The sequence below is a fragment of the Burkholderia sp. AU30280 genome (assembly GCF_020420125.1).
In the GTDB taxonomy this organism is placed as follows: Bacteria; Pseudomonadota; Gammaproteobacteria; order Burkholderiales; family Burkholderiaceae; genus Burkholderia.
On the sequence record NZ_JAIZRY010000003.1, the window covers coordinates 180618 to 201433 of the forward strand.

The 20816-nt window shown below is 60.3% G+C and carries 14 protein-coding genes; 7 read left to right on the plus strand and 7 right to left on the minus strand.

Going from position 1 to position 20816, the window contains the following annotated elements:
- Positions 1-3: 3 nt before the first annotated feature.
- Positions 4-861: an NAD(P)-dependent oxidoreductase gene (locus tag LGN17_RS08345; RefSeq protein ID WP_226195862.1), complete on the minus strand. Its 858-nt coding sequence runs from the start codon at positions 859-861 to the stop codon at positions 4-6.
- Positions 862-1528: 667 nt separating this feature from the next.
- On the opposite strand from LGN17_RS08345, the gene LGN17_RS08350 reads away from it, so the two are divergent.
- Together LGN17_RS08350 and LGN17_RS08355 are read left to right on the plus strand one after the other, a co-directional pair.
- A complete protein-coding gene (locus tag LGN17_RS08350; protein WP_226195863.1) occupies positions 1529-2158 on the plus strand; it encodes a TetR/AcrR family transcriptional regulator in 630 nt (209 codons plus the stop codon).
- A 582-nt stretch (positions 2159-2740) separates the two neighbouring features.
- Entirely contained in the window at positions 2741-3340 is a 600-nt protein-coding gene (locus tag LGN17_RS08355; protein ID WP_226195864.1) for a TetR/AcrR family transcriptional regulator, read from the plus strand.
- A 175-nt stretch (positions 3341-3515) separates the two neighbouring features.
- Here the strand turns inward: LGN17_RS08355 and LGN17_RS08360 are convergent, their stop codons facing one another.
- Positions 3516-4976, minus strand: coding sequence for an aldehyde dehydrogenase family protein (locus LGN17_RS08360; protein ID WP_226196447.1), 1461 nt, complete (start codon positions 4974-4976; stop codon positions 3516-3518).
- 548 nt (positions 4977-5524) lie between these two features.
- Here LGN17_RS08360 and LGN17_RS08365 point away from each other — a divergent pair.
- The 5 genes from LGN17_RS08365 to LGN17_RS08385 all read left to right on the plus strand — a co-directional run bounded on the left by LGN17_RS08365 (position 5525) and on the right by LGN17_RS08385 (position 13349).
- Complete coding sequence (locus LGN17_RS08365) at positions 5525-6505, plus strand: aminotransferase class IV (RefSeq protein WP_226195865.1); 981 nt, start codon at positions 5525-5527, stop codon at positions 6503-6505.
- A 328-nt stretch (positions 6506-6833) separates the two neighbouring features.
- The gene (locus LGN17_RS08370) at positions 6834-8228 is read left to right on the plus strand and encodes a DUF1329 domain-containing protein (protein WP_226196448.1); all 1395 of its coding nucleotides are present in this window, start codon (positions 6834-6836) and stop codon (positions 8226-8228) included.
- Positions 8229-8244: 16 nt separating this feature from the next.
- Entirely contained in the window at positions 8245-9951 is a 1707-nt protein-coding gene (locus LGN17_RS08375; protein ID WP_226195866.1) for a DUF1302 domain-containing protein, read from the plus strand.
- Positions 9952-9958: 7 nt separating this feature from the next.
- Positions 9959-12358, plus strand: a complete 2400-nt coding sequence (locus LGN17_RS08380; RefSeq protein ID WP_226195867.1) for an efflux RND transporter permease subunit — start codon at positions 9959-9961, stop codon at positions 12356-12358.
- A 16-nt stretch (positions 12359-12374) separates the two neighbouring features.
- A complete protein-coding gene (locus LGN17_RS08385) occupies positions 12375-13349 on the plus strand; it encodes a WD40/YVTN/BNR-like repeat-containing protein (RefSeq protein WP_226195868.1) in 975 nt (324 codons plus the stop codon).
- Here LGN17_RS08385 and LGN17_RS08390 read toward each other — a convergent pair.
- The 5 genes from LGN17_RS08390 to LGN17_RS08410 form a co-directional block, all read right to left on the minus strand.
- Positions 13277-14128, minus strand: a complete 852-nt coding sequence (locus LGN17_RS08390) for a response regulator transcription factor (protein WP_226195869.1) — start codon at positions 14126-14128, stop codon at positions 13277-13279. The genes LGN17_RS08385 and LGN17_RS08390 overlap by 73 nt on opposite strands.
- A gap of 312 nt (positions 14129-14440) precedes the next feature.
- The gene (locus LGN17_RS08395; RefSeq protein WP_226195870.1) at positions 14441-16078 is read right to left on the minus strand and encodes a GMC family oxidoreductase; all 1638 of its coding nucleotides are present in this window, start codon (positions 16076-16078) and stop codon (positions 14441-14443) included.
- A gap of 218 nt (positions 16079-16296) precedes the next feature.
- Complete coding sequence (locus LGN17_RS08400) at positions 16297-17247, minus strand: alpha/beta hydrolase (RefSeq protein WP_226195871.1); 951 nt, start codon at positions 17245-17247, stop codon at positions 16297-16299.
- Between the two features lie 32 nt (positions 17248-17279).
- Positions 17280-18770 carry a flavin-containing monooxygenase gene (locus LGN17_RS08405; protein WP_226195872.1) on the minus strand — a complete coding sequence of 497 codons (1491 nt, stop codon included), beginning with the start codon at positions 18768-18770 and terminating at the stop codon, positions 17280-17282.
- 331 nt (positions 18771-19101) lie between these two features.
- On the minus strand, positions 19102-20724 hold the full coding sequence (locus tag LGN17_RS08410) for a long-chain-fatty-acid--CoA ligase (RefSeq protein ID WP_226195873.1): 1623 nt from the start codon (positions 20722-20724) through the stop codon (positions 19102-19104).
- Between the last annotated feature and the right edge of the window lie 92 nt (positions 20725-20816).

The window sequence follows — 20816 nt, forward strand, 5'->3', positions numbered from 1 at the left end:
TTGTCAATGATTGAAAAGAGCAGCGTATCCGCGGTCACCATCGCCTTCCGCAATGGATGACAGGATTCGCTCGCGTAACGCCTTCAGGATTCGCGGCGGCAGCCCCGCGTCCTCCTGCGCCTGCTGGAACAGCGCGACTGCTCGCGCGTACACGTCCAGGTTCGCGCCCCGAGGTTGATAGTCGGAAGCCGCCACGGATTCGAACAGACCTTCGATAAAGTGCGCCTGACCGGCGATGTAGGTAGGAATCAAGTCACGAATCTCGTCGATCGACATGCCCGAATTCACGACGAACCGGAGACCTTCCAGGAACGCTGCGCCAGCACCAAACACGAAGGTTCCCGTCAACCCTGCATCGAGCACGTTCGGTACATCGGGGCGTGCGCCAATGTAGACGGATTGCGGCGCGATCTTTCTCACCAAGAGTTCGACTTCGTTCCAGACATTCATCTCGGCGCCAAAGAGGATGGTCGCGCTTTCGCTGCCGATATCAGGCGGAAAGCACTGGATGGTCCCGCTGATGAATTTCGCACCGACGCGACTCACCAGCTGATCCAGCGTCTGGACTTCGGATGGGCGCCCCGTTGCCAGATTGACGATCGTTTTTCCTTGCAACCCTTCGCCCAGTTTCTCGAAATCACTCGCAACGTCGATCGGCGTTGCGGTCACGACGACGATGACATCCGCCTGCGCACAGGCATCCGTCACACTGTCGGCCACTCGGGCGCCGAGCTCGGACACACGGTGAGCCTTTCCTGACGTCCTGTTCCAGACGACGACTTTCTCGCCATGCTCAATCAGGGAGATGGCGATCGCGGATCCCATCTCGCCCAAACCCAAGACAGCAATCAAGTTGCTCATTCGTACACCCTATCGTGTCGTCTACCGCGTTGCAGCAAGACAATCATCATTCACGTCGACCGATACAGTCATACGACTTGGTCGTATGCCCATAAAGCAAAACACATACCGAGTATTGATGTGCTCGCGGTCCCAGCGTTGCAGTTTGCGCACCCTGCAGCGGCACACATGCACCGGAGCAGGGAACTCGTCGCACCACGTAACGACTCAAGCCACGCTAGCGGTGCCGAGTGACTGACTTGATCAAATGACCATGTATCTACAGGCACGAGTCTTATGCGCCGAATTGACATTTGGAATACGGGGTTTCCACTAGCCGCGACATGAAAGCGCCGCCCCGGACTCACACGATCACGCCTGCCCCCAACGCGTGACCTGCATCTGTATCGACGCCGGCTCGCAGCTGTGCATCCCCGGGACGGAATCGCGTGCCGATCGATTGCCGTGTGGTGTACTGCCCCGCTCCCCGGCATGCCGCACCAAGATCACATCGAGCATGCGCCTGGGCGTCACGTTTCCCACGCAGCGCCAGACACATCGCATCCGTGCGCAGCAATGCCTTACGAGGCTTCCGGAATAGCGCTCATCGTCATGCTAATATCCAGCGATTCGACTACCCGGCGCGGGTAGCACCTTTGGACGAAGACATCAAACGGAGCACTGGCCTATGCAGAGAGTACGGGCTGAAGTCCGCCGCCAGGACCTCGTAGCGGCGACTGTCGCGGTTATTGCAGAGCACGGTGTAAAGGGCGCCACGACCCGTCGCATCGCCGAAGCTGCGGGTTGCCCGCTTGCTTCGCTGCACTACGTCTTTCACTCGAAGGACGAACTGTTGTTCGCGGTCTATGAGTCCTTGATCGACTTGATCCGCACAGATAGCCCGGAAGCACCCGAGCATGGCACCCTGTCTGACCTCGCGGAATTCAATCTGCGCTCGGTGATGGCCTGGTTCGAAGCAAACCCGGCATACGCAAAGACCCAGTCGGAACTCTATACATGGGCACTGCGACATCAGCCCGAAGTGGCCGTGGGGGCCCTTCGTATCTCGCTGGAAGGCGCGCGTGGCTACCTTTCCTCCGCCGAGCCACGTCCCAGTGCCAAGGCGTTGGATGCCGTCGCGCGGCTGACTGTTGTCCTGGTGGACGGGTTACTTTTTTCCTGGTTTGCTCAGGAAGACTCGAAACGCCTGGCGGCTGACGTCGACCATGCGAGCAAGATGCTGGCCGCCTATGCGGCAACGCTCTCGGACGCTCGTCCGCCAGCGAAGACCGCTCGCAAATCAGAACGGAAGCCGTAAGCAGTTTCTGCCCTCTAGACACCAATTGCATAGACCTCGCCGCGGCGAGGTTCGCATCACCTCTTTGCGAATGCCTGCTCGGCTCGCAACGCATCACGCTGATGGCTTCGTCGCGTGCGGCGCTACTCGGTGCGCACACCCTGCTCGAACGCCCGTTACGGAAACATGACGCTCGCCCCTTCCGCAACAAGCGCGACGCGATAATCAGCACCTCAGAGAATCCACCGGCGCCACTTCCGGCATTCCAGTTCAATTCCCATGCAAGCGCGACTCACCAGACTGCTTCTGGGCCGACGTCACGCCCCTCGTCCTCACGGGTTTACCTCCATCGACAGCAAATCTTCGGCTGCTTAATTTTCATAAAGGTCAAATGACCAAGTCAATCGAACATCTTTGTCGTCCATGACTCGATCGAGCAAGCGGGACATCCGGGGAATCATTGGCCAGCCCTTCCATGGACAAACTTTCAAGAAGCCGACATAATTCACGACCATTGTGGTCACTTGACCATGTATCACGAATGAAAGCTACACGCCCGCGAGACGTGAACGAACGAGGATTTTCGGGTACCGGAGTTTACCAATGACACGAGTTCGCGCTGCGATGCGGCGACAGGATTTTGTTGACGCCGCCGTGGAAGTCATCGCCGCGCATGGCGTCGCTGGCGCCACGACGAGACGCATCGCGCAAGCCGCATGCTGTCCTCTCGCGTCGCTCCACTATGTATTTCGGACCAAGGACGATCTGTTCGACGCAGTTTACGAATCCCTGTTCGATCTTCTCGCAACGGACATTCCAGCTCATGGTGAATTTCACTCGCTGGGCGAACTCGCCGGATGGCAGTTGCGCGAGACTGTCGAATGGCTTGTACGGAATCCGTCGTACGCCCGCGCGCAGTCCGAGCTGATCCAGTGGGCAGAGCGTCATCGTCCGGATTTCGCGTTGAAAACCTACATTCAGACTGTCGAGCGAACGATCGCTTACTTCGGCAAGCATGTGCCAAAAGTCAGCAATGACATGCTCGAGCCTGTCGCACGAATGAGCATTATCCTGATTGATGGTTTGCTGAATAGCTGGCAAAACGAAACCGACCTCGTCGAGCTCGAGGCCAACCTGGATAGTGCGAGTTCGGCGTTGGAGGCGTTTGCCGATTCGATCTCGAACTCAACCACACACGCTTGAGAATCGACGCAATGCCACGTTGTGCCGAAAGCCAACGACCTGACAGGGCCGATGCGATGCCGACCCGCGCCACATAGCGCTTGAACGCACGCCGTGATATCGTCGCCGCTCCGTCGACGGACGACGGCTGACAGCGGGGCGCCCACCCGAGATGAGCGCCCGTCGTCGATTCCACTCAGCTGACCGCACCCGGGGTCGCACCGAACATGGACTTCGTCTCGAGGAATTCCTCGATGCCGGCGTAGCCCCATTCGCGCCCATTTCCTGACTGCTTGTAACCGCCGAACGGCGCTGCGATATCGGCTGCGGCACCGTTCAAATGCACCATCCCGGTCCGCAATTTTCTTGCAACCCGTTCTGCCTGCTCGATCGATTCTCCATAGACGTATCCCGACAAACCGTACGGCGAGTCGTTGGCAATGGCAACAGCGTCGGACTCATCCCGATAGGGAATGATCACCAGTACCGGACCGAAAATCTCCTCCGTCGCAATCCTCATCTGATTGTTCACGCGGCTGAAGACTGTCGGCTTGACGTAGTAACCTCTTTCGAGCCCAGGAGGACTGCCGAGTCCGCCCGACAGGAGCAGCGCGCCCTCGTCGATTCCCGCCTGGATCATCTCCTGCACCTTCCGATGCTGGCGCTGGTTCGCCATCGGGCCCATCGTCGTGCGCGGATCGCGCGGATCGCCGACGACGACCTGCGCGCATGCGGCCGCGGCAATTTTTTCCGCCTCCTCGAGGCGATGCGCCGGAACCAGCATTCGCGACGGCGCGGTACATGTCTGACCGGAATTGACCATCATCTGCAGCACGCCGTGCGTCACGGCCTGTTGAAAGTTTTCGCTGTCCAGAATGATGTTCGCCGATTTCCCCCCGAGCTCCAGCGTCACCCGCTTGATCGTCGTTGCCGCGGCCTGGGCAACCTCCACGCCAGCGCTCGTCGACCCCGTCAGCGACACCATGTCGAAGAGAGGACTGGAAGCGATCGCCCGCCCCAGGCGTTGCCCCGAGCCCTGTACGAGATTGAATACACCCGGCGGCACGCCTGCCTGTTCGAGGATCTCGGCGAGAACGATGGCCGAATAGGGTGCATTCTGACTGGGCTTCAACACAATCGTGCAACCCGTCACCAACGCCGGTGCGACCTTGCACATGACCTGGTTCATCGGCCAGTTCCACGGGGTAATCAACCCGCAAACCCCCACTGGCTCCTTCACGATCCGCGATGTGCCCTGGATTCGCTCGAACGGGTATTGCTTGGCGACTTCCAGCGTCGTGTGAAGGTGCCAGAGTCCCAGCGCCGCCTGGAGCGGACGGGAAATTGCTTCCATCGGGGCACCCATCTCGAGCGTGATGGCGTCCGCCATATCCTGCAACCGCTCGGTGTATACGGCGATCACGGCCTCGAGTATTTTGAGCCGCTCGACCAGCGGCGTGTTCGAGAACGTTGCGAAGGCATTGCTCGCCGCCTTCGCCGCAAGGTCCACATCCGCCTCGTCGGAGAACAGCAAGACTCCGGAGCCCTCCCCCGTCGCCGGATCGACAATTCCCTGTTCAATGCCACCGTTCACCGGCTCCACCCATCGCCCGCCGATGAACGCCCGGCGGAGATGATCTGTTTCAAAAATCGGCATCAGCTCGCTCCATGTCAGTTGGTCTCGGGGCACGTCATCAGTCATCGAAATCGCCCTGGACGATCCATACTAGCGTCTTTTTTGATCATTTGTCCAAGTCACACGACTACGTAATAATCAGCATTGCCATGAGCGAGACAAAGTAAGACGCTCGAAGGAACGGACCACAATGCGGCCGCGTCAAGGTCTACGGAAACTGCGGCCTGACGGCAGTGATGACGAGACGCCACGGGGCTTCCCGGCGAAACGGGCAACGCACCGAAGTCACCTTTTCCGGGCGGACCGGCGTGGCTTGCTGGCCGAACGGTGAGCTCAGATCTGCTCGGCGAGCGAGTCTTTGGCGAACATCACAGAGGGTTAACCTTCATCGACATGGAATTTTTCGAGCAATACTTTCTACTACACGGTCAATTGATCAAGTCATATGGCAGACTTTCTGCCGGATGGCCAAGAAGTAAGCAATCCGCAAAGTAGCGCACCGCGATCCGGTCGCTTTCTGACATCAACACCGAACGGCAACTCTCCCCCGGGAGCGAAAGGTAATTACCATGGCAATCATCCAAGTACAGCAGATCATGCATGAGAACCCGTTGCATGCTCGCGCTCCGCATGAACCCCGCTACGAAGATGGCAGTGCTTTCTGCGACGGAAACTATGTCCCCATCACCGAAGCGACCGTCCCGCTCGTCGACGCCGGATTCCTGCACGCCGACGCCGCCTACGATGTCGTCACCGTCTCGCGAGGCAATTTCTTCCGTCTCGATGATCACCTCACCCGCATGGAGGAATCGTCGGCGAAGTTCTTCCTCGAGAATCCGTTCAATCGCGACCAGGTTAAGGAGATTCTCCACAACCTCGTGCGAAACGCCGGACTGAAGGACGCGTACGTCTGGTGGTGCGTCACCCGCGGCCCTCTGAGTGTCGACCGCCGCGACCGCAGCGCGATGAAGAACGCCATGTTCGCATTTGCCGTGCCGTTCTTCTTCCAGTCGGATGACGAAGTCCGCACGCGAGGATCGAACCTGTTGATCAGCAAACGGTACAACCGCATCTCCGCAAAAGCTGTCGATCCCACGGCCAAGAACTTCCACTGGATGGACATGAAGCTCGCACTCTTCGAAGCCGCCGAACGGAAAAATGACTGGGCGATTCTCGTCGACGAGGACGACAACCTCACCGAAGCAGCCGGCGCGAATGTCTTTTTCGTCAAGAACGGGGAGCTCTACACGCCCGCTGAAGGCTGCCTGTTGGGTATTACGCGTCAAAGTGTGTTCGACATCGCCGCCGAGCTCGGCCTCAAGGTGAACATCGGCAAATACACCGCGACCCAGTTGCGCGAAGCCGATGAAGCATTCACGTCGTCGTCGGCAGGCGGGATCATGCCCATCAGCTCCGTCGACGATCAGCCGCTCGGCAATCGCAACGGCCCCGGCCCGATCTCCGAGAAGATTCACAACCTGTATTGGGAAAAGCGTTGGGCAGGATGGCACGCGCAGCCGGCCGAATACTTCTCGTCGATCCCGGCTTAAGCCAAGCCATTCGTAGGCGGCACGCGTAAAGAGCCGCTCCTGCCGAACAAACCGCAAGACCGCATCCGGCTTCTGTGAGTGACGGTCGGCTGCATGTAGTACGCACAGTCCGGCACGCCATCAGGTGTGCCGGACGACCCGATCATCAACGCAACAATGATGAACGGGGCAGTTGATTCACGCAAATTACAGTAAAACGCAGTTTATAAACTTCGCATTACGAATTAATTGAGGCGACGATCATTCGTTCGCATGCGTTCGCTTATACCCAACCCTTTGGGCGGATTCACGTTACCTGGTCAAGGTCAAGGAGATTGATGTGGTCAAGATGCCTTCTTTCAAGAAATACCCTTCGCTCGTACGATCGGCAGCGAAATCGTCACTTCTCGCTTCCGCGGTCGCGATGACTTTGACCAGCACGTTTGCCGAAGGTTTGGACTCGTCTCATACACCGTCCGGGGCGGAGGTCGCCGGCACCGTAAACGGGATTCCCGCATGGGCACCTGTTGGAAACGTAGGTTCGGGCTGGACTTACGGCAAGCGCCGCGCCGACTTCTTCAAGTACAAGTCCGACAAGCCGCTGTACACGATCGATGCCAGCAATGTCGACAAGTACGCGGACAAGCTCAATCCTGGCCAGATTGCGCTGTTGAAGAACCTGAAGGGCTTCACGATGCCGGTCTATCCGTCCCGGCGCACGTGCGGCGTCCCCGATTTCGTCGCAGAGAACACGAAGAACAACGTGGGTTTCGCCAAGATGACCGCGGACGGATCGGAGCTCGCCGATGCTCACCTGCCCGGCTACCCGTTCCCTGCGCCCAAGACCGGCGCGGAAGTGATGTGGAACGCGAAGGTGCACTACCGCGGCGCCGGCGTCGAGATGCGCGACATCATCACCGTCGTCTCCCCGCGCAAGGGCGCGTCCGACTGGATCAAGAACGTGTCCGACGCGTGGATCTACCAGCCCTGGGGTGACAAGGCCGGCACGACGTTCGCGAAGGTCAACCAGGTCGAAGGCAACGCCTACTACGCGTACAAGTCGCCGGCGGCCATTGCCGGCCAGGCCGCGATCTTTACCACTTATGCCGGCAAGCCGACCGAAGTCTTCTACTACTTCCCGGGGCAGCGCCGCACCCGTCGCATGCCGTCGTACGCCTACGATGCACCCCAGATCGGCTTCGACAACCAGTACAACATGGATGAAGCGCTGGTCTTCTCCGGACAGACGGACCGATTCTCGTGGAAGCTGCTCGGCAAGAAGGAAATGATCGTTACCTATAACGACCTGGGCATGTACGACTTCTCGGACAAATTTGAAGATGCCTACGGCCCCGACTTCGTCAACCCGTCGAAGCGTCGCTACGAACTCCACCGCGTGTGGGTCGTGGAAGCCACGGTCAAGCAGGGGATGCGCCATACCGCTCCGAAGCGCCTCTTCTATGTCGACGAAGACAGCTGGAGCTACCTCGGCGCGGTGGACTACGACGCGCAGGGCAACATCTCGAAGGTTCGCGAGGGTTACATCATTCCGGTGTACGAGACGGGGAGCTGCGACACGCTCGCATTCGCTCAATACAACCTCGTCGACGGCCGGTACCTCGTGGACGGTTCGATGCTTGCGGCCGGACGGGACGCGAAGTGGTCGGTCGACTCGTCGGCGGACCAACACTACAAGCCGAGCTTCTACAACGCCGATAATCTCCGCGCGTTGAGCGAGCGTTGACACGGGCCGAAACAAAATGGCTACCACCTCCTCATTACAGCCCCGCTCCAGCGTGGTGTTCGTGCGCGCGGCGATCGCGGCGCTTGTCGCCGTCGGGTGCGGCAGCGCGCACGCCTTCACGTTCACGATCGGGAACGTCGAAGGCAGTTTCGATTCGACGATATCGGCGGGCGTCGGCATTCGAACCGCGTCGCCGAGCAGCAATCTCGTATCGCCGACCTACAACGTGGCCACCGGTGCGCAGACAGGTGGCGGCCGACTCGGTCAGTTGAGCGGCCTCTCCGATCAGGGCGACATCAACTACGGCAAGGGAGATCCTTTCACGAGCTATCTCAAGGGCAACCACGAGTTGCTCCTGAAGATGCCGTCACAGGGGCTCACGTTCATGGCACGTGGCACCTGGCAATACGACTACTCCGGCACCCACACCACTGGTGCAACCAGCGGACAGGACCTTTTCTATAACCCTTCGCCGAACCTGAGCGGCGGGCTCCCGTCCGACGCCGAGAAAAACATCCGCTTCAAGCCACGCTTGCTCGACCTGTGGGTCAGCAAGCAGTTCAACATAGGCGACCAGATTGCACGCATCCGTGTGGGTAATCAGGTCGTCAGCTGGGGCGAAAGTATCTGGGAAATCGGTGGGATCAATGCGACGAATGCGATCGACGTGAATCGCGCGTCCCAGCCCGGGGCGCAGGTCAAGGAGATCATCCTGCCCGCGCCGATCGTGAGTGTCGCATCTGGCGTGGGTCACGGCGTGAACGTCGAAGGGTACTTCCAGAGCAACTGGAACCAGAATTACCTTCCGCCGGTTGGCAGCTATTGGTCCAATCAGATCGTCGGGCCCGGCAACAACGCGTATGGCGTCGCGACCGTCCATCCGAAAAACGGCGGGCAGTACGGTTTTTCCATTCGCTACCAGCCCGCGGGAACGGATCTGAATCTCGGTTTCTACACGATCGCGTACCACGACAAGTTCCCGGAAGTCTCGCTGAGTTCAACGGGCGGGACGGTCCTCAAATTCCCGGAAGACCGTCACATGATCGGTGTCAGCGCCAACTTCCCCGTTGGCGACTGGGCGATCGGCACCGAGCTCTCGTACCGCCCGCGAGACGCCGTTCCCCTGAATCCGGCTAGCGGATGCGTCGCGCAAGGTGGAAACTGCTGGGTCGACGAGAAGCGATTCCAGTGGCATCTGACTTCCCTCTACTCGCTCCAGCCGGGCAATTCCGGCGCATTCCTCAAGCTGCTCGGCGCCCAGACCGCCACGCTGACGACAGAGACGGTGATCATTGCGTATCCGGGGCTTCACAAGAGCTACGGCGGGTCGCCGATTTCGCCTGGCGCGCTTCTGTGGGGGAACGAATTCAACGACTTGTTCGCGACCGGCGCACTCAACACGCCGGGTAGTGCCCAGGGAACGAAATACTCCGGCGGGATCGACGTCGATTTCAACTGGGTTTACGACGGCACCGTCATCCCCGGGTGGCAGGTCAATCCGGGGATATTCGTCCGATACGGCCTCTTCGGCAATACGCCGAACGTGAATGCCCAGTTCATGCGCGGCGTGACGGCCATGAACCTGTATGTGAACTTCATACAGAACCCGGCGAACTGGCAGGTCGGATTGAACTACACCCGCTTCATGGGCCCGACCAACCCGCTGGCCAACCCGCTACGTGACAGGGACTTCGTGGCAATCGTCGCTTCTCGAAATTTCTGAGGTCAATATGAATCAAACGCCTGTTTCCGACGCAGCCCGACCCAGCAAGCTGCTAAGAATTCTTCATTCGCTGGAAAATGCGCTGTTCGGTCACAGGCGTCTCGTGCTGGGGCTCCTGGTTCTCTTCACCGTCGTCATGGCCTGCTTCGCGGTCAAGCTGCGCATGGATGCCGGGTTCGAGAAGCAGCTTCCGCTGGGCCACGAGTATACCCAGACGTTCAACGAGTATCGCGGTGACCTGCTCGGCGCCAACCGCCTGATCGTCGTCGTCAAAGCCCGCAAGGGCAGCATCTGGACGCCGGCAGCGTTGAAGCGCCTGTACGAAGTCACCCAGGCGGTCACCTTCCTGCCGAACGTGTCTCGCAGCAGCGTTCAATCCCTCTGGACTCCAAATTCATTCGTCAACGAGATCACCGAAGACGGATTCCGCGCAGACCCGCTCATTCCCGGCACCGTGACGCCCGATCAGCTCGACAGCAACACGGTCGGCGCCATTTCGCGCTCGACTGCCCAGGGCGGCTTCGTCGGCAGCCTCGTGTCGCGCGACCAGAGCAGCGCGATGGTCACCGCCGATCTCAACGAGCTGGATGCCAAAGGCGAGCGGGTCGACTATGTGGCATTCGATCAGGCGCTCGAATCGCAATTGCGCGCCAAGTTCGAGGATTCGAACTATGAAATCCAGATCATCGGTTTCGCGAAGCAGATTGGTGATATTGCAAACGGCGCGTCGTCCGTCCTGAAGTTCTGCGCGATCGCGCTGCTCCTGACCGCGTTGGCCGTCTACTGGTACTGCCGATCCGTTCGCCTGACGATCCTGCCGCTGACCTGCTCGCTGGTTTCGCTCGTCTGGCAGTTCGGCACGCTGCATCTCCTCGGCTACGGGCTCGACCCGTTGGGCGTGCTGGTGCCGTTCCTGGTGTTCGCGATCGGCGTTTCGCACGGCGTCCAGCAGATCAATTTCATCGTACGCGAAATCTCCCACGGGAAGTCGGTGGAGCAAGCCGCTCGATCGAGCTTCAGCGGGCTGCTGATTCCAGGCACGCTCGCCCTGGTGACCGCTTTCGTGTCCTTCGTCACGCTGATCCTGATTCCGATCCCGATGGTGCGCGAGCTTGCGATCACTGCTTCGCTCGGCGTGGCGTACAAGATCGTCACGAATCTGGTGATGCTTCCGCTGGCAGCGTCGTTGCTCAAGGTCGACGGCAATTACGCAAAGAATGCGGAACGGCATGCCGTTCGTCGTGGCCGCGTGCTCCGCGTGCTCGCAAAAGTCGCCATTCCGCGCAATGCAGCGATCGTCCTGCTGGCTGCCGTCGTGGTGTTCTGCGTGGCGGCCTGGGAAAGCCGGGACCGCGTGGTCGGCACCCTGCAGGCCGGTGCGCCCGAGCTTCGTGCCGATGCCCGGTTCAACAAGGATTCGGTTTCGATTGCGTCGAGCTACGACGTCGGCCTGGACTGGATTTCCATCGTCTTCGAAGCGCCGCCGCAGTCGTGCAACAACGTGGAGATCGGTGCGTATCAGGATCGCTTCGTGTGGTCGATGCGTGCCGTCCCCGGCGTGTTGTCGGTCGTTTCGTTCTCGTCGTTGCTGCGGCAGTACAACGAGGGATACAACGAAGGCAATCCGAAGATGTCCGCGATCCCCATCGATCCCGACAACTATTCATCGCTGGCCGGCGAGGTGGCCCGCACGCCCGGCGTCATGCGCAAGGACTGCAGCATGACCGCGGTGAACATCTATCTGGCCGACCACAAGGCGACCACGATCACCCAGGTGATCAACGCCGCGAAGCATTTCCGCGATACGAACAAGCTGCCGGGCGTGAAGATCCGGCTCGCCTCCGGCAACGCCGGCGTGCTGGCTGCGGTCAACGACGAAATCGAGCGCAGCGAATTGCCGATGATGCTTTACGTCTATACGACCATCGTCCTGCTCGTCCTCGTCACGTACCGCGACCTGCGCGCGGTCCTCGCCTGCTGCTTGCCGCTGACGATCGGCACGTTCATCGGATATTGGTTCATGAAGGAACTGCAGATCGGCCTGACCGTCGCCACGTTGCCCGTGATGGTGCTGGCGGTGGGCATCGGCGTGGACTATGCGTTCTATATCTACAACCGGCTGCAACTGCATCTCGCCAACGGCGTCGGCATCGTCAAGGCGCTCGAACAATCGATCCTCGAGATCGGGACGGCCACCATCTTTACGGCGATCACGCTCGCGATCGGCGTCGCCACCTGGTCGTTCTCCGAGCTCAAGTTCCAGGCCGACATGGGCAAGCTGCTGGCGTTCATGTTCATCGTCAACATGGTCATGGCCATGACGGTTCTGCCTGCCTTCGCCGTCTGGCTCGAGCGCGTCTTCCCGCGGCGCAAGCCCGCCCGTGCCCCCGGCCTGCTCGCCCATTGAAGAAAAAGAGGATTCCATGACCCTGTATCGCAAGGTTTTCTCCCTGTCGGCCGGTGCCGTCGTCTTTGGCGCGCTGCTGGGCAGCACGCCAAGCGCCGTATCCGCATCGGAACTCCGGCCCGTTCCGGCCGTCCAGTCGAGCATCGCGACCCAGTCCGCCGTGCTGGATGCCACCTGGGCCGGCCAGCGGGTCGTGAGTGTCGGCGCGAACGGCATCGTCCTGCTGTCCGACAACCGCGGTGCGACGTACCGCCAGGCCAAGTCCGTGCCCGTGAGCTCGACGTTGACGTCCGTCAGTTTCATCGACGCCAGGACAGGGTGGGCAGTCGGCCACTGGGGCGCGATCCTGAAGACGACCGACGGCGGCGAGACGTGGGAGGTTCAACGACTCGCGACCAGCGAGGATCGCCCGCTGTTCGGCGTGCACTTCATCGATGCCAACCACGGCGTGGCCGTCGGACTCTGGTCGCTCATCCTCGTCACCGATGACGGCGGCAAGACCTGGACCAAAAGGGAAGCTGCTCTCCCGAACGGCAAGAAGTCGGACCTGAATCTGTTCGGCCTCTTCTCGAACGGCAATGGCGAGATCTTTGCCCCGGCCGAGAAGGGGCAACTCCTGATTTCCAGGGACAAGGGCAACACGTGGGAAAGCGTGGAGACCGGATACAAGGGCTCGTTCTGGTGCGGCGTGGCGCTGCCCAACGGTGTGCTGCTGGTCGGCGGGCTGCGTGGCACGTTGATGCGAAGCGAGGACAACGGCCATACCTGGACACGCGCGACGCTCGACACCAGGAATTCCATTACCGCGCTAGCGTCCCGAGGCTCCACGGTATTGGCGGTAGGTATCGACGGGTTGCAGGCTCAAAGCACCGATGACGGAAAGACATTCAAGCGCCTGCATACCGAGACCGGGACGAGTTATACGGCCGCGCTACCCTCGCCTGGCGACAAATGGCTGATTTTCTCCCGCGACGGAGTCGTCTCGCGGTAACGATTCGATGTACGTGTGGCGCGGCAGGCCGTGATCGAGAAACACGGCCCGCTGCGTCGCAGTCGATACGATTGGCCGTCATCTCCCCTGGTAGCAGGGTTTTCGAAGTCGATAGCCGACGCCGCGCACACTCTCCAATACGTCCGATACCCCGCGTCCATCAGCTTTCTGCGCAGGCGGCTCATGTGATCGTCGATAGTGCGTGTAGACGCACTCGCGTCTGTCACGCACGCGTTGAGCAATTCGATGCGCGTAAACGCATGGTTCGGTACCTTGGCCATGTAAGCGAGCAGGCGGAATTCGGCGAGTGTCACCGATATGGGCTCAACACCGAAGGATGTCCGAACGCACGCGATACGGTGTTCAGTGTCGATCCCGAGCATTCCAACCCGCAGGCGGCGCGCCGGGGCGAACGCGCATGAGCGCCGAAGAATTGCGAGCAATCGCACGACGACCACTTCCGGGTTGAAGGGTCTGACAATGTAGTCATCAGCCCCGGCATGCAGTGCTCGCACCCACTCCCGATCCAGATCACACTCCGAAACGACCACGACCGGGGTATCGCACTGTCTTCGAAGGTTGGCGAGTATTTCGAGGGTATCCGCACGTAGTTGACGCACGTCGAGAATGACCAGGTCGGGTTTCAAGTTCAGTCGTGCGGCGAGCACCGGTTGAGCCGTCGCGGTCTGAAATGTTCGGAACCCGTTGCGGATCAGGCAAGTGTCGAGCATAGACGACATGTCCGGCGTGTCATCCACGATGAGTATCAGGGAGTGCATGATCGAAGTTCAGAGTCGCGGTCTTGCCGACGTGTGAACATGTTCGGATCGCATTCCAGGTTCACAGACATGACGTGACCCATTGGCGACGATGCTCATCACGGCGCATACCGACGCCCTTCAGGGAGAGAAGCTGATGACTGACCCATTCCGGTATGCACGCGGGACCGGATACGGAACCGGGGGCGATCAGCTAGCGGCGCGTTGATTGGCCTTCCTGCAGCGGACGTTGCAGCGCATACGATGCTCCCTCAACGTCCGTGTACGATCGCGGCGTTCGCGCCGACGAATGCCGGCGCGAGAAAACACACGTCAAACCGCGAACCCGGCTTTCACATCGGCACCAGCCGGGAATCTCGAGATCCCGCGAATCAGATCCGAGGCTTTCTCTCCAATCATGATCGTCGGCGCGTTGGTATTTGCTCCCACCAACGTCGGCATGATCGACGCGTCGACGACACGCAGGCCTTCCGTCCCCCGTACGCGCAATTGAGCGTCGACGACGGCAAGCTCGTCGTTCCCCATCCGACACGTTCCCACCGGATGGTAGACAGTGTCGGTCCGCTCGCGCAGCAGCGCGCGTATGTCTTCGTCCGTACGCGATCGGGATGCGTACAGATCCTTCGTCACGAACGCCGACATCGCCGGAGTCGCCATCAACCGTCGCGTAAGCTTGTATCCTTCGACGAGGACATCCAGATCGTCCGCGTGCTCGAGGAAGGCCGGGTCGATCAGCGGCGCATCCAGCGGATCCGCGCTTCGCAGCTTCACCGATCCCCGGCTTTTCGGCCTCAACACGCATACGTGACACGAAATACCATGTCCGAGCTGCACCTTCCGGCCATGATCGCTGACCGGTCCCACGACAAAGTGCATCTGGACGTCCGGCCGATCCAGATCGGGACGTGTCTTCAGGAAGGCGCCGCCTTCGGCAAAATTGGTTGTCAGCGTACCGCTGCGCGACTTGCGGTATTGCCTGATGTCGGCCAGTGTCTTGATCCCTCCGCGTATCGATACGCCGAGCGCATCGAGGCTATTCGTCTTGTAGCTGACGACGAAGTCCGGGTGGTCCTGCAAGTTCTGACCGACACCCGGGAGATCGACTACGACCTCGATTCCGTGACGCTGAAGCTCGTCCTTCGGACCGACACCCGACAGCATGAGCAACTGCGGCGACTGAAACGCGCCAGCGCAAAGGATCACCTCTTTCTTCGCCCAAACTGTCTCGACATTCCCCGCACGCGTGACTTCGACACCGACGGCCTTGTTGCCGTCGAACACAATGCGTCTGACCTGCGCACTGGTTTCCACCGTCAGATTCCCGCGCGTCTTCATATGCGGAAAAAGATATGCACGTGCGGCACTCCAACGCTCGCCATCCTTCTGGGTCACCTGGTAGATGCCGACGCCTTCCTGCTCCGCACCGTTGAAATCGTCAGTGACGGGCAGGCCGCACTGCCGTCCGGCCTCCAGCCAACGCGCCTGAAACGGATTGTCCGTCCTCAGATCGCTGACCCAAAGCGGGCCATCGCGCCCGTGCCAGTCATTGCTCAGACGCTCGTTATGCTCGCTTCGCTTGAAATAGGGAAAGACATCGTTCCAGGCCCAGCCTTCGTTGCCGAGCGCGGCCCAGTCATCGTAGTCGGCATGATGGCCGCGCGTATACACCATCGCATTGATCGCGGACGATCCACCCAATGCCTTGCCGCGCGGCTGATAGCCGCGCCGGCCCAGCAGCCCTTTCTGCGGCACGGTCTCGAACGCCCAATTGTTCAGCCGGGACGGAATCATCAGCACCAAGGCAGCCGGAACGTTGATTGGCCATCCGTCGCCGGTACCGCCGGCCTCGAACAGGCACAGCGTCGCGTCGGGGTCTTCGGTCAAACGCGAAGCCAGCACACTGCCGGCCGAGCCACCGCCTACAACAAGATAATCGAATGAATTGTTCACGGGTCTGTGTCCTGGATAGTGCTTGAGCGCTTCGCAAGCAACTTCCTGATGTATCGATTCCACCGCTCACGTAGCGCCACCGAGCCGCTGCGCAATCGGCTTCGTTCCGTCATGCATCAGCACCGCGTGGCCGCATCGGCAACGTTGGAGATCGTCCATCGGGCCGCATGCAGCCACTAAATGGCGCAATGCACGATCAAGTCGCAACCGCCAACGTGTCAATGGTGCTGCGCGCTCTCGAGGATCATTCGAAAGCTTGCGACGCCCTTCTCGATCCATGCCTGAGCGCCTGGCGAGATCGCGCCCATGTCGTAGAAGCCGTGCAGCATGCCATCACACCGAATCGTCTCGACCTTGACTCCGCTTGCGTGAAGCAGGCGACCGTATGCCTCGCCCTCGTCGCGCAGGGGATCGTATTCCGCGGTCACGATGACGGCCGGCGGCAACCCCGCGAAGTCCTTCGCATGGATCGGCGCCAGTCGCAAATCCTCCGGGTTCGTGCCGTCGGGAACGTAATGCCCTTCAAACCACGCAATCGACTCGAGGTCGAGCAGATAGCCTTCACCGTTTTCCTTGAAGGACGGAAAGCCTGAACGGTCCTGTGCCACCGCGGGATAGATCAGGAGCTGCGCCGCAAGCGAAATTCCCTCGGCATGCAATTGCTGGGTCACGACGGCCGCAAGATTGCCGCCTGCGCTATCCCCGGCCACCGCCACGACGTCGTTTCCGCCCAATTCGCCTGCGTTTGCGATGACCCATTTGGTCGCAGCCACCGCGTCGTCCGCCGCGGCCGGAAACCGGTGTTCGGGAGCCAATCGGTAGTCCACCGAGACCACCACCGCGTTCGCGCCGCGCGCCAGCTCCCGGCAAATGTTGTCGTGGGTGTCCAGATCGCCAATGACGAACCCGCCGCCGTGGAGAAAAACGACTGTCGCCAGACGGGTCTCTGCGCTCGGACGATAGCTCCGCGCCCGCAGCGATCCAGATGCGCCGGGGATGGTCAGGTCTTCCACGCTGTGGAGATCGACAATGGTCTCCGGCGCACGAACGGCCTGGGCCAGATGCAGCATCAGTCCGCGCGCTTCTTCCGGCGTTGACTGCGGCAATGGTTTCGCGCCGGACCCGGCCAAGGATTCGAGAAAACCAGCGAGGTGCAAATCGAGTGCCATAACATCACCTTGTAATCGAACGTTGCATGGGATCAGCGGTACACCAGGACCTCGGCATCGGGGCTCAACTCCGGAATGGTCTTGCGCTCCTCCTCGTACTCGAAGTGGTGCTGCCACGGCATGCGATCGCCCCGCATGTGCATCTGGTGTTGCGACCGCATGACGTATCCCGCATTGAAATTGTTCGGGTCCGTCCAGGGCAGCCGCTGCATGTCGGCGTCCTCGTCTCTCAGGCGCGGTTCCACCGTCTTCGCACCGACCTTTTCCATATGCGCAAGGACCCGACAGGTGAATTCGCAGACGAGATCGGCGCGGAGCGTCCAGCTCGAACGGTAGTAGCCGTAGATGAACGCCATGTTCGGGATACCCTCGATCATCAGCCCTCGATACGAGACCCGCTTGGTCATGTCGACCGAGTCTCCATCGATCTGAAACGCGATCTGGCCGAACGCGCTCATGTCGAAGCCGGTCGCCGTCACGACGATGTCCGCCTGCAGGTGCTCACCCGACGCCAGCGTGATACCGCTTTCGTCGAACGATTCGATGGTGTCCGTCACGACGGACGCTTTCCCGTCCCGGATCGCCGCGAAGAGATCCCCCTCCGGGACCGCAGCCACGCGCTGCTGCCACGGGCGATAGCTGGGATTGAAGTGCTTGTCGACGTCGAAGCCTTCGGGCAGTTGTTGCCGGATCTCGTTGATCAGCCAGTCGCGAACCGCGTCCGGGTTCGCCGAGGACAGATTGATCAGGTCGAACGTCTGCTTCAGGTGGGCTCGCCGCAGAATCTCTGCGCGCCATTCTTCGGGAAGGTTCAGTTCGCGAAGGGTGGTGTCCAGCTGATGCGTCCACGGTACCGACGTGAAGAACGTCGGCGATCGTTGAAGCATCGTCACATGCGCCGCGGTTCCGGCGAGCGCCGGGATCAGCGTCGCGGCCGTCGCCCCCGAGCCGATCACGATCACCCGCTTTCCGGCATAGTCCAGATCTTTCGGCCAGTGCTGCGGATGAACGACCGTTCCCTTGTAGCGATCGAACCCGTTCCACTTCGGGGTGAAACCCTGACGATGGTCGTAGTATCCCGCCCCCAACCACAGGAAGTCGGTGGTCATCGAAAAGCGCTCGCCTGTATCGCTGCGCAATACCTCGACCGTCCAGCGCTTTTGTTCGCTCGACCAGTTCACCGTTTGAACACGATGCCCGTAGCGGATCTTCGAATCGAGGCCGTATTCCTTGATGACGTCTCCCAGATAGCTGTGGATCTCCTCCGCCGTAGCGATCGAGCGCCCCTGCCACGGGCGGAATCCGAACGCATACGTGTACAGATCGCTGTCGGAACGTGCGCCGGGGTAGCGGTGGGTCCACCAGGTACCGCCGAATCCGTCCATGGCTTCCAGAATGGCCAACGAGCGCCCTGGCAGATTCATGCGGAGATGGCACGCGGCGTCAATCCCCGAGATTCCGGCCCCTACAATTAGTACTTCTACGTGCTCTGGCGAGCGCGAATCTGTTTGTTTCTCAGTCATGAGATCCCTCCGATGACCAGTTATTGAAGATTTTCGTCAGGCCACGCGACCATATCGCCCGACTCAGTCATTTGACTATCTAGATTTGAGACGCTCAACCGTGCTGGTAGTGATAACCCGTGAGACTTGAGTAAGATCGTCTACATCCTGCCCGACATGCAAGCAGGTCATTGCAATACGACCCCGACGTGAGCGGTCATCCCGAACATGATCAAATGACCAAGTCCAATGGCTCCCAGTCTTATGCAGCGGAAGGACAATTTGAATCAGGGCTTTCCATTACACGGTCGGTTGAGAAGGAGTCTTCGCGAATCGACCTCCCCCGGTGATGTCAATCCCTTGCCGCCCGCAGCTCTCGCCGAAGGATCTTCCCTACGTTGCTCTTTGGCAGGCTGTCGCGAAACTCAATGCTTTTCGGACGCTTGTAGCCCGTCAGTTGATCTTTGCAGAAGGCCATCAGATCTTCGACCGTCAGCTCCGGCGCTTTCCTGACCACGAACAGCTTGACTGCCTCTCCAGAGTGCTCGTCGGGTACGCCGATCGCCGCGACCTCGTAAACGCCGGGGTGTTTGGCCATGACCTCTTCGATCTCGTTCGGGTAGACGTTGAAGCCGGACACCAGGACCATGTCCTTCTTGCGGTCGACGATTCGGACGAAGCCGTCCGCGGAGATCGATGCAATGTCGCCCGATCGGAAGAAGCCGTCGGCGGTCATCACTTTCGAGGTCTCGTCCGGTCTCTGCCAGTAACCCGCCATCACCTGGGGGCCGCGGATGCACAGCTCGCCGGCTTGTCCAGGCGGCAGTTCCTTGCCGTCGTCGTCCCGGATCGACACTTCGGTGGAAGGCAATGGCAGGCCAATCGTGCCATTGAACTCGTGACGATCAACGGGGTTGACCGTCACGCATGGCGATGTCTCGGACAGTCCATATCCCTCGATGATCGGTGCGCCGGTCATCTCTTTCCAGCGCTTTGCGACAGCTTCCTGAGTAGCCATCCCGCCGCCGTTGGCCAGCAGCAGATTGGAGAAGTCGAGGCGCAGGAAATCGGGATGGTGAAGCATCGCGTTATACAGCGTGTTCACGCCCGGAAAGCTCGTGATCTTGTATCCGGCGAGCGACACGATCATCCCGCCAATGTCACGCGGGTTCGGAACCAGTACACACATCCCGCCCGTATGCATCGTCAGCAGGCAGCAGACGTTGAGCGCAAAGATGTGATAGATCGGAAGGGCTGCCACCGTGATGAACTGCTTCACGTCGGGACGCCAACTTCGAGCGGGCTTGAGCCAGACGTCCGTCTGCAATACATTCGCGACGATGTTCCGATGCAACAGCGTCGCCCCTTTGGACACGCCGGTCGTCCCCCCCGTATATTGGAGAAAGGCAATGTCGTCCGGTGACGGGCAGGCCGGCACGAATGTGCTCCGACGGCCCTCTGCAATCGCGTTGTCAAACGTCTTATGCGCACTCGGGATCTGCGCCGTGGCGGACGCGCCGTCCTGCGAGGCAATCAGAACATGCTTCACCTGCGTGCGCGCAATGATGGCGTCTAGCGTTGCGGCACAACTGTCGAGTACGACGATCGCCTCGGCACCGCTGTCGCTCAACTGATGTTCCAGCTCGCGCGGGGTATAAAGCGGGTTGACATTGACGACAACGTAGCCGGCGCGCAGGACTGCACAGATCGAGATCGGGTATGGCAACACATTCGGCATCATGATCGCAACGCGCGCACCGCGTTCGAGCCCCCGCGATTGCAGCCACGCAGCCAGTGAGCGCGACATCACGTCGAGTTCGCCATACGTCATCAGCGTGCCGTTACACGCAAACGCGGGCCTGTCCTGGAACTGGGCGAAGCTTGCCTCGATTAACTCACTGACGGATCGATACGCGCTCCAATCGATCTCTGCCGGAACCTCTGGCGGATAGGAAGCCAGCCAGATCTTTTCCATACCCAATCTCCTCTGTCCTGTTTGAATGATCGCGCAACGCCCGTCGCCTCATCACGATCGCAGCAAGCTCGATGACCTCGACCGACGCGAAA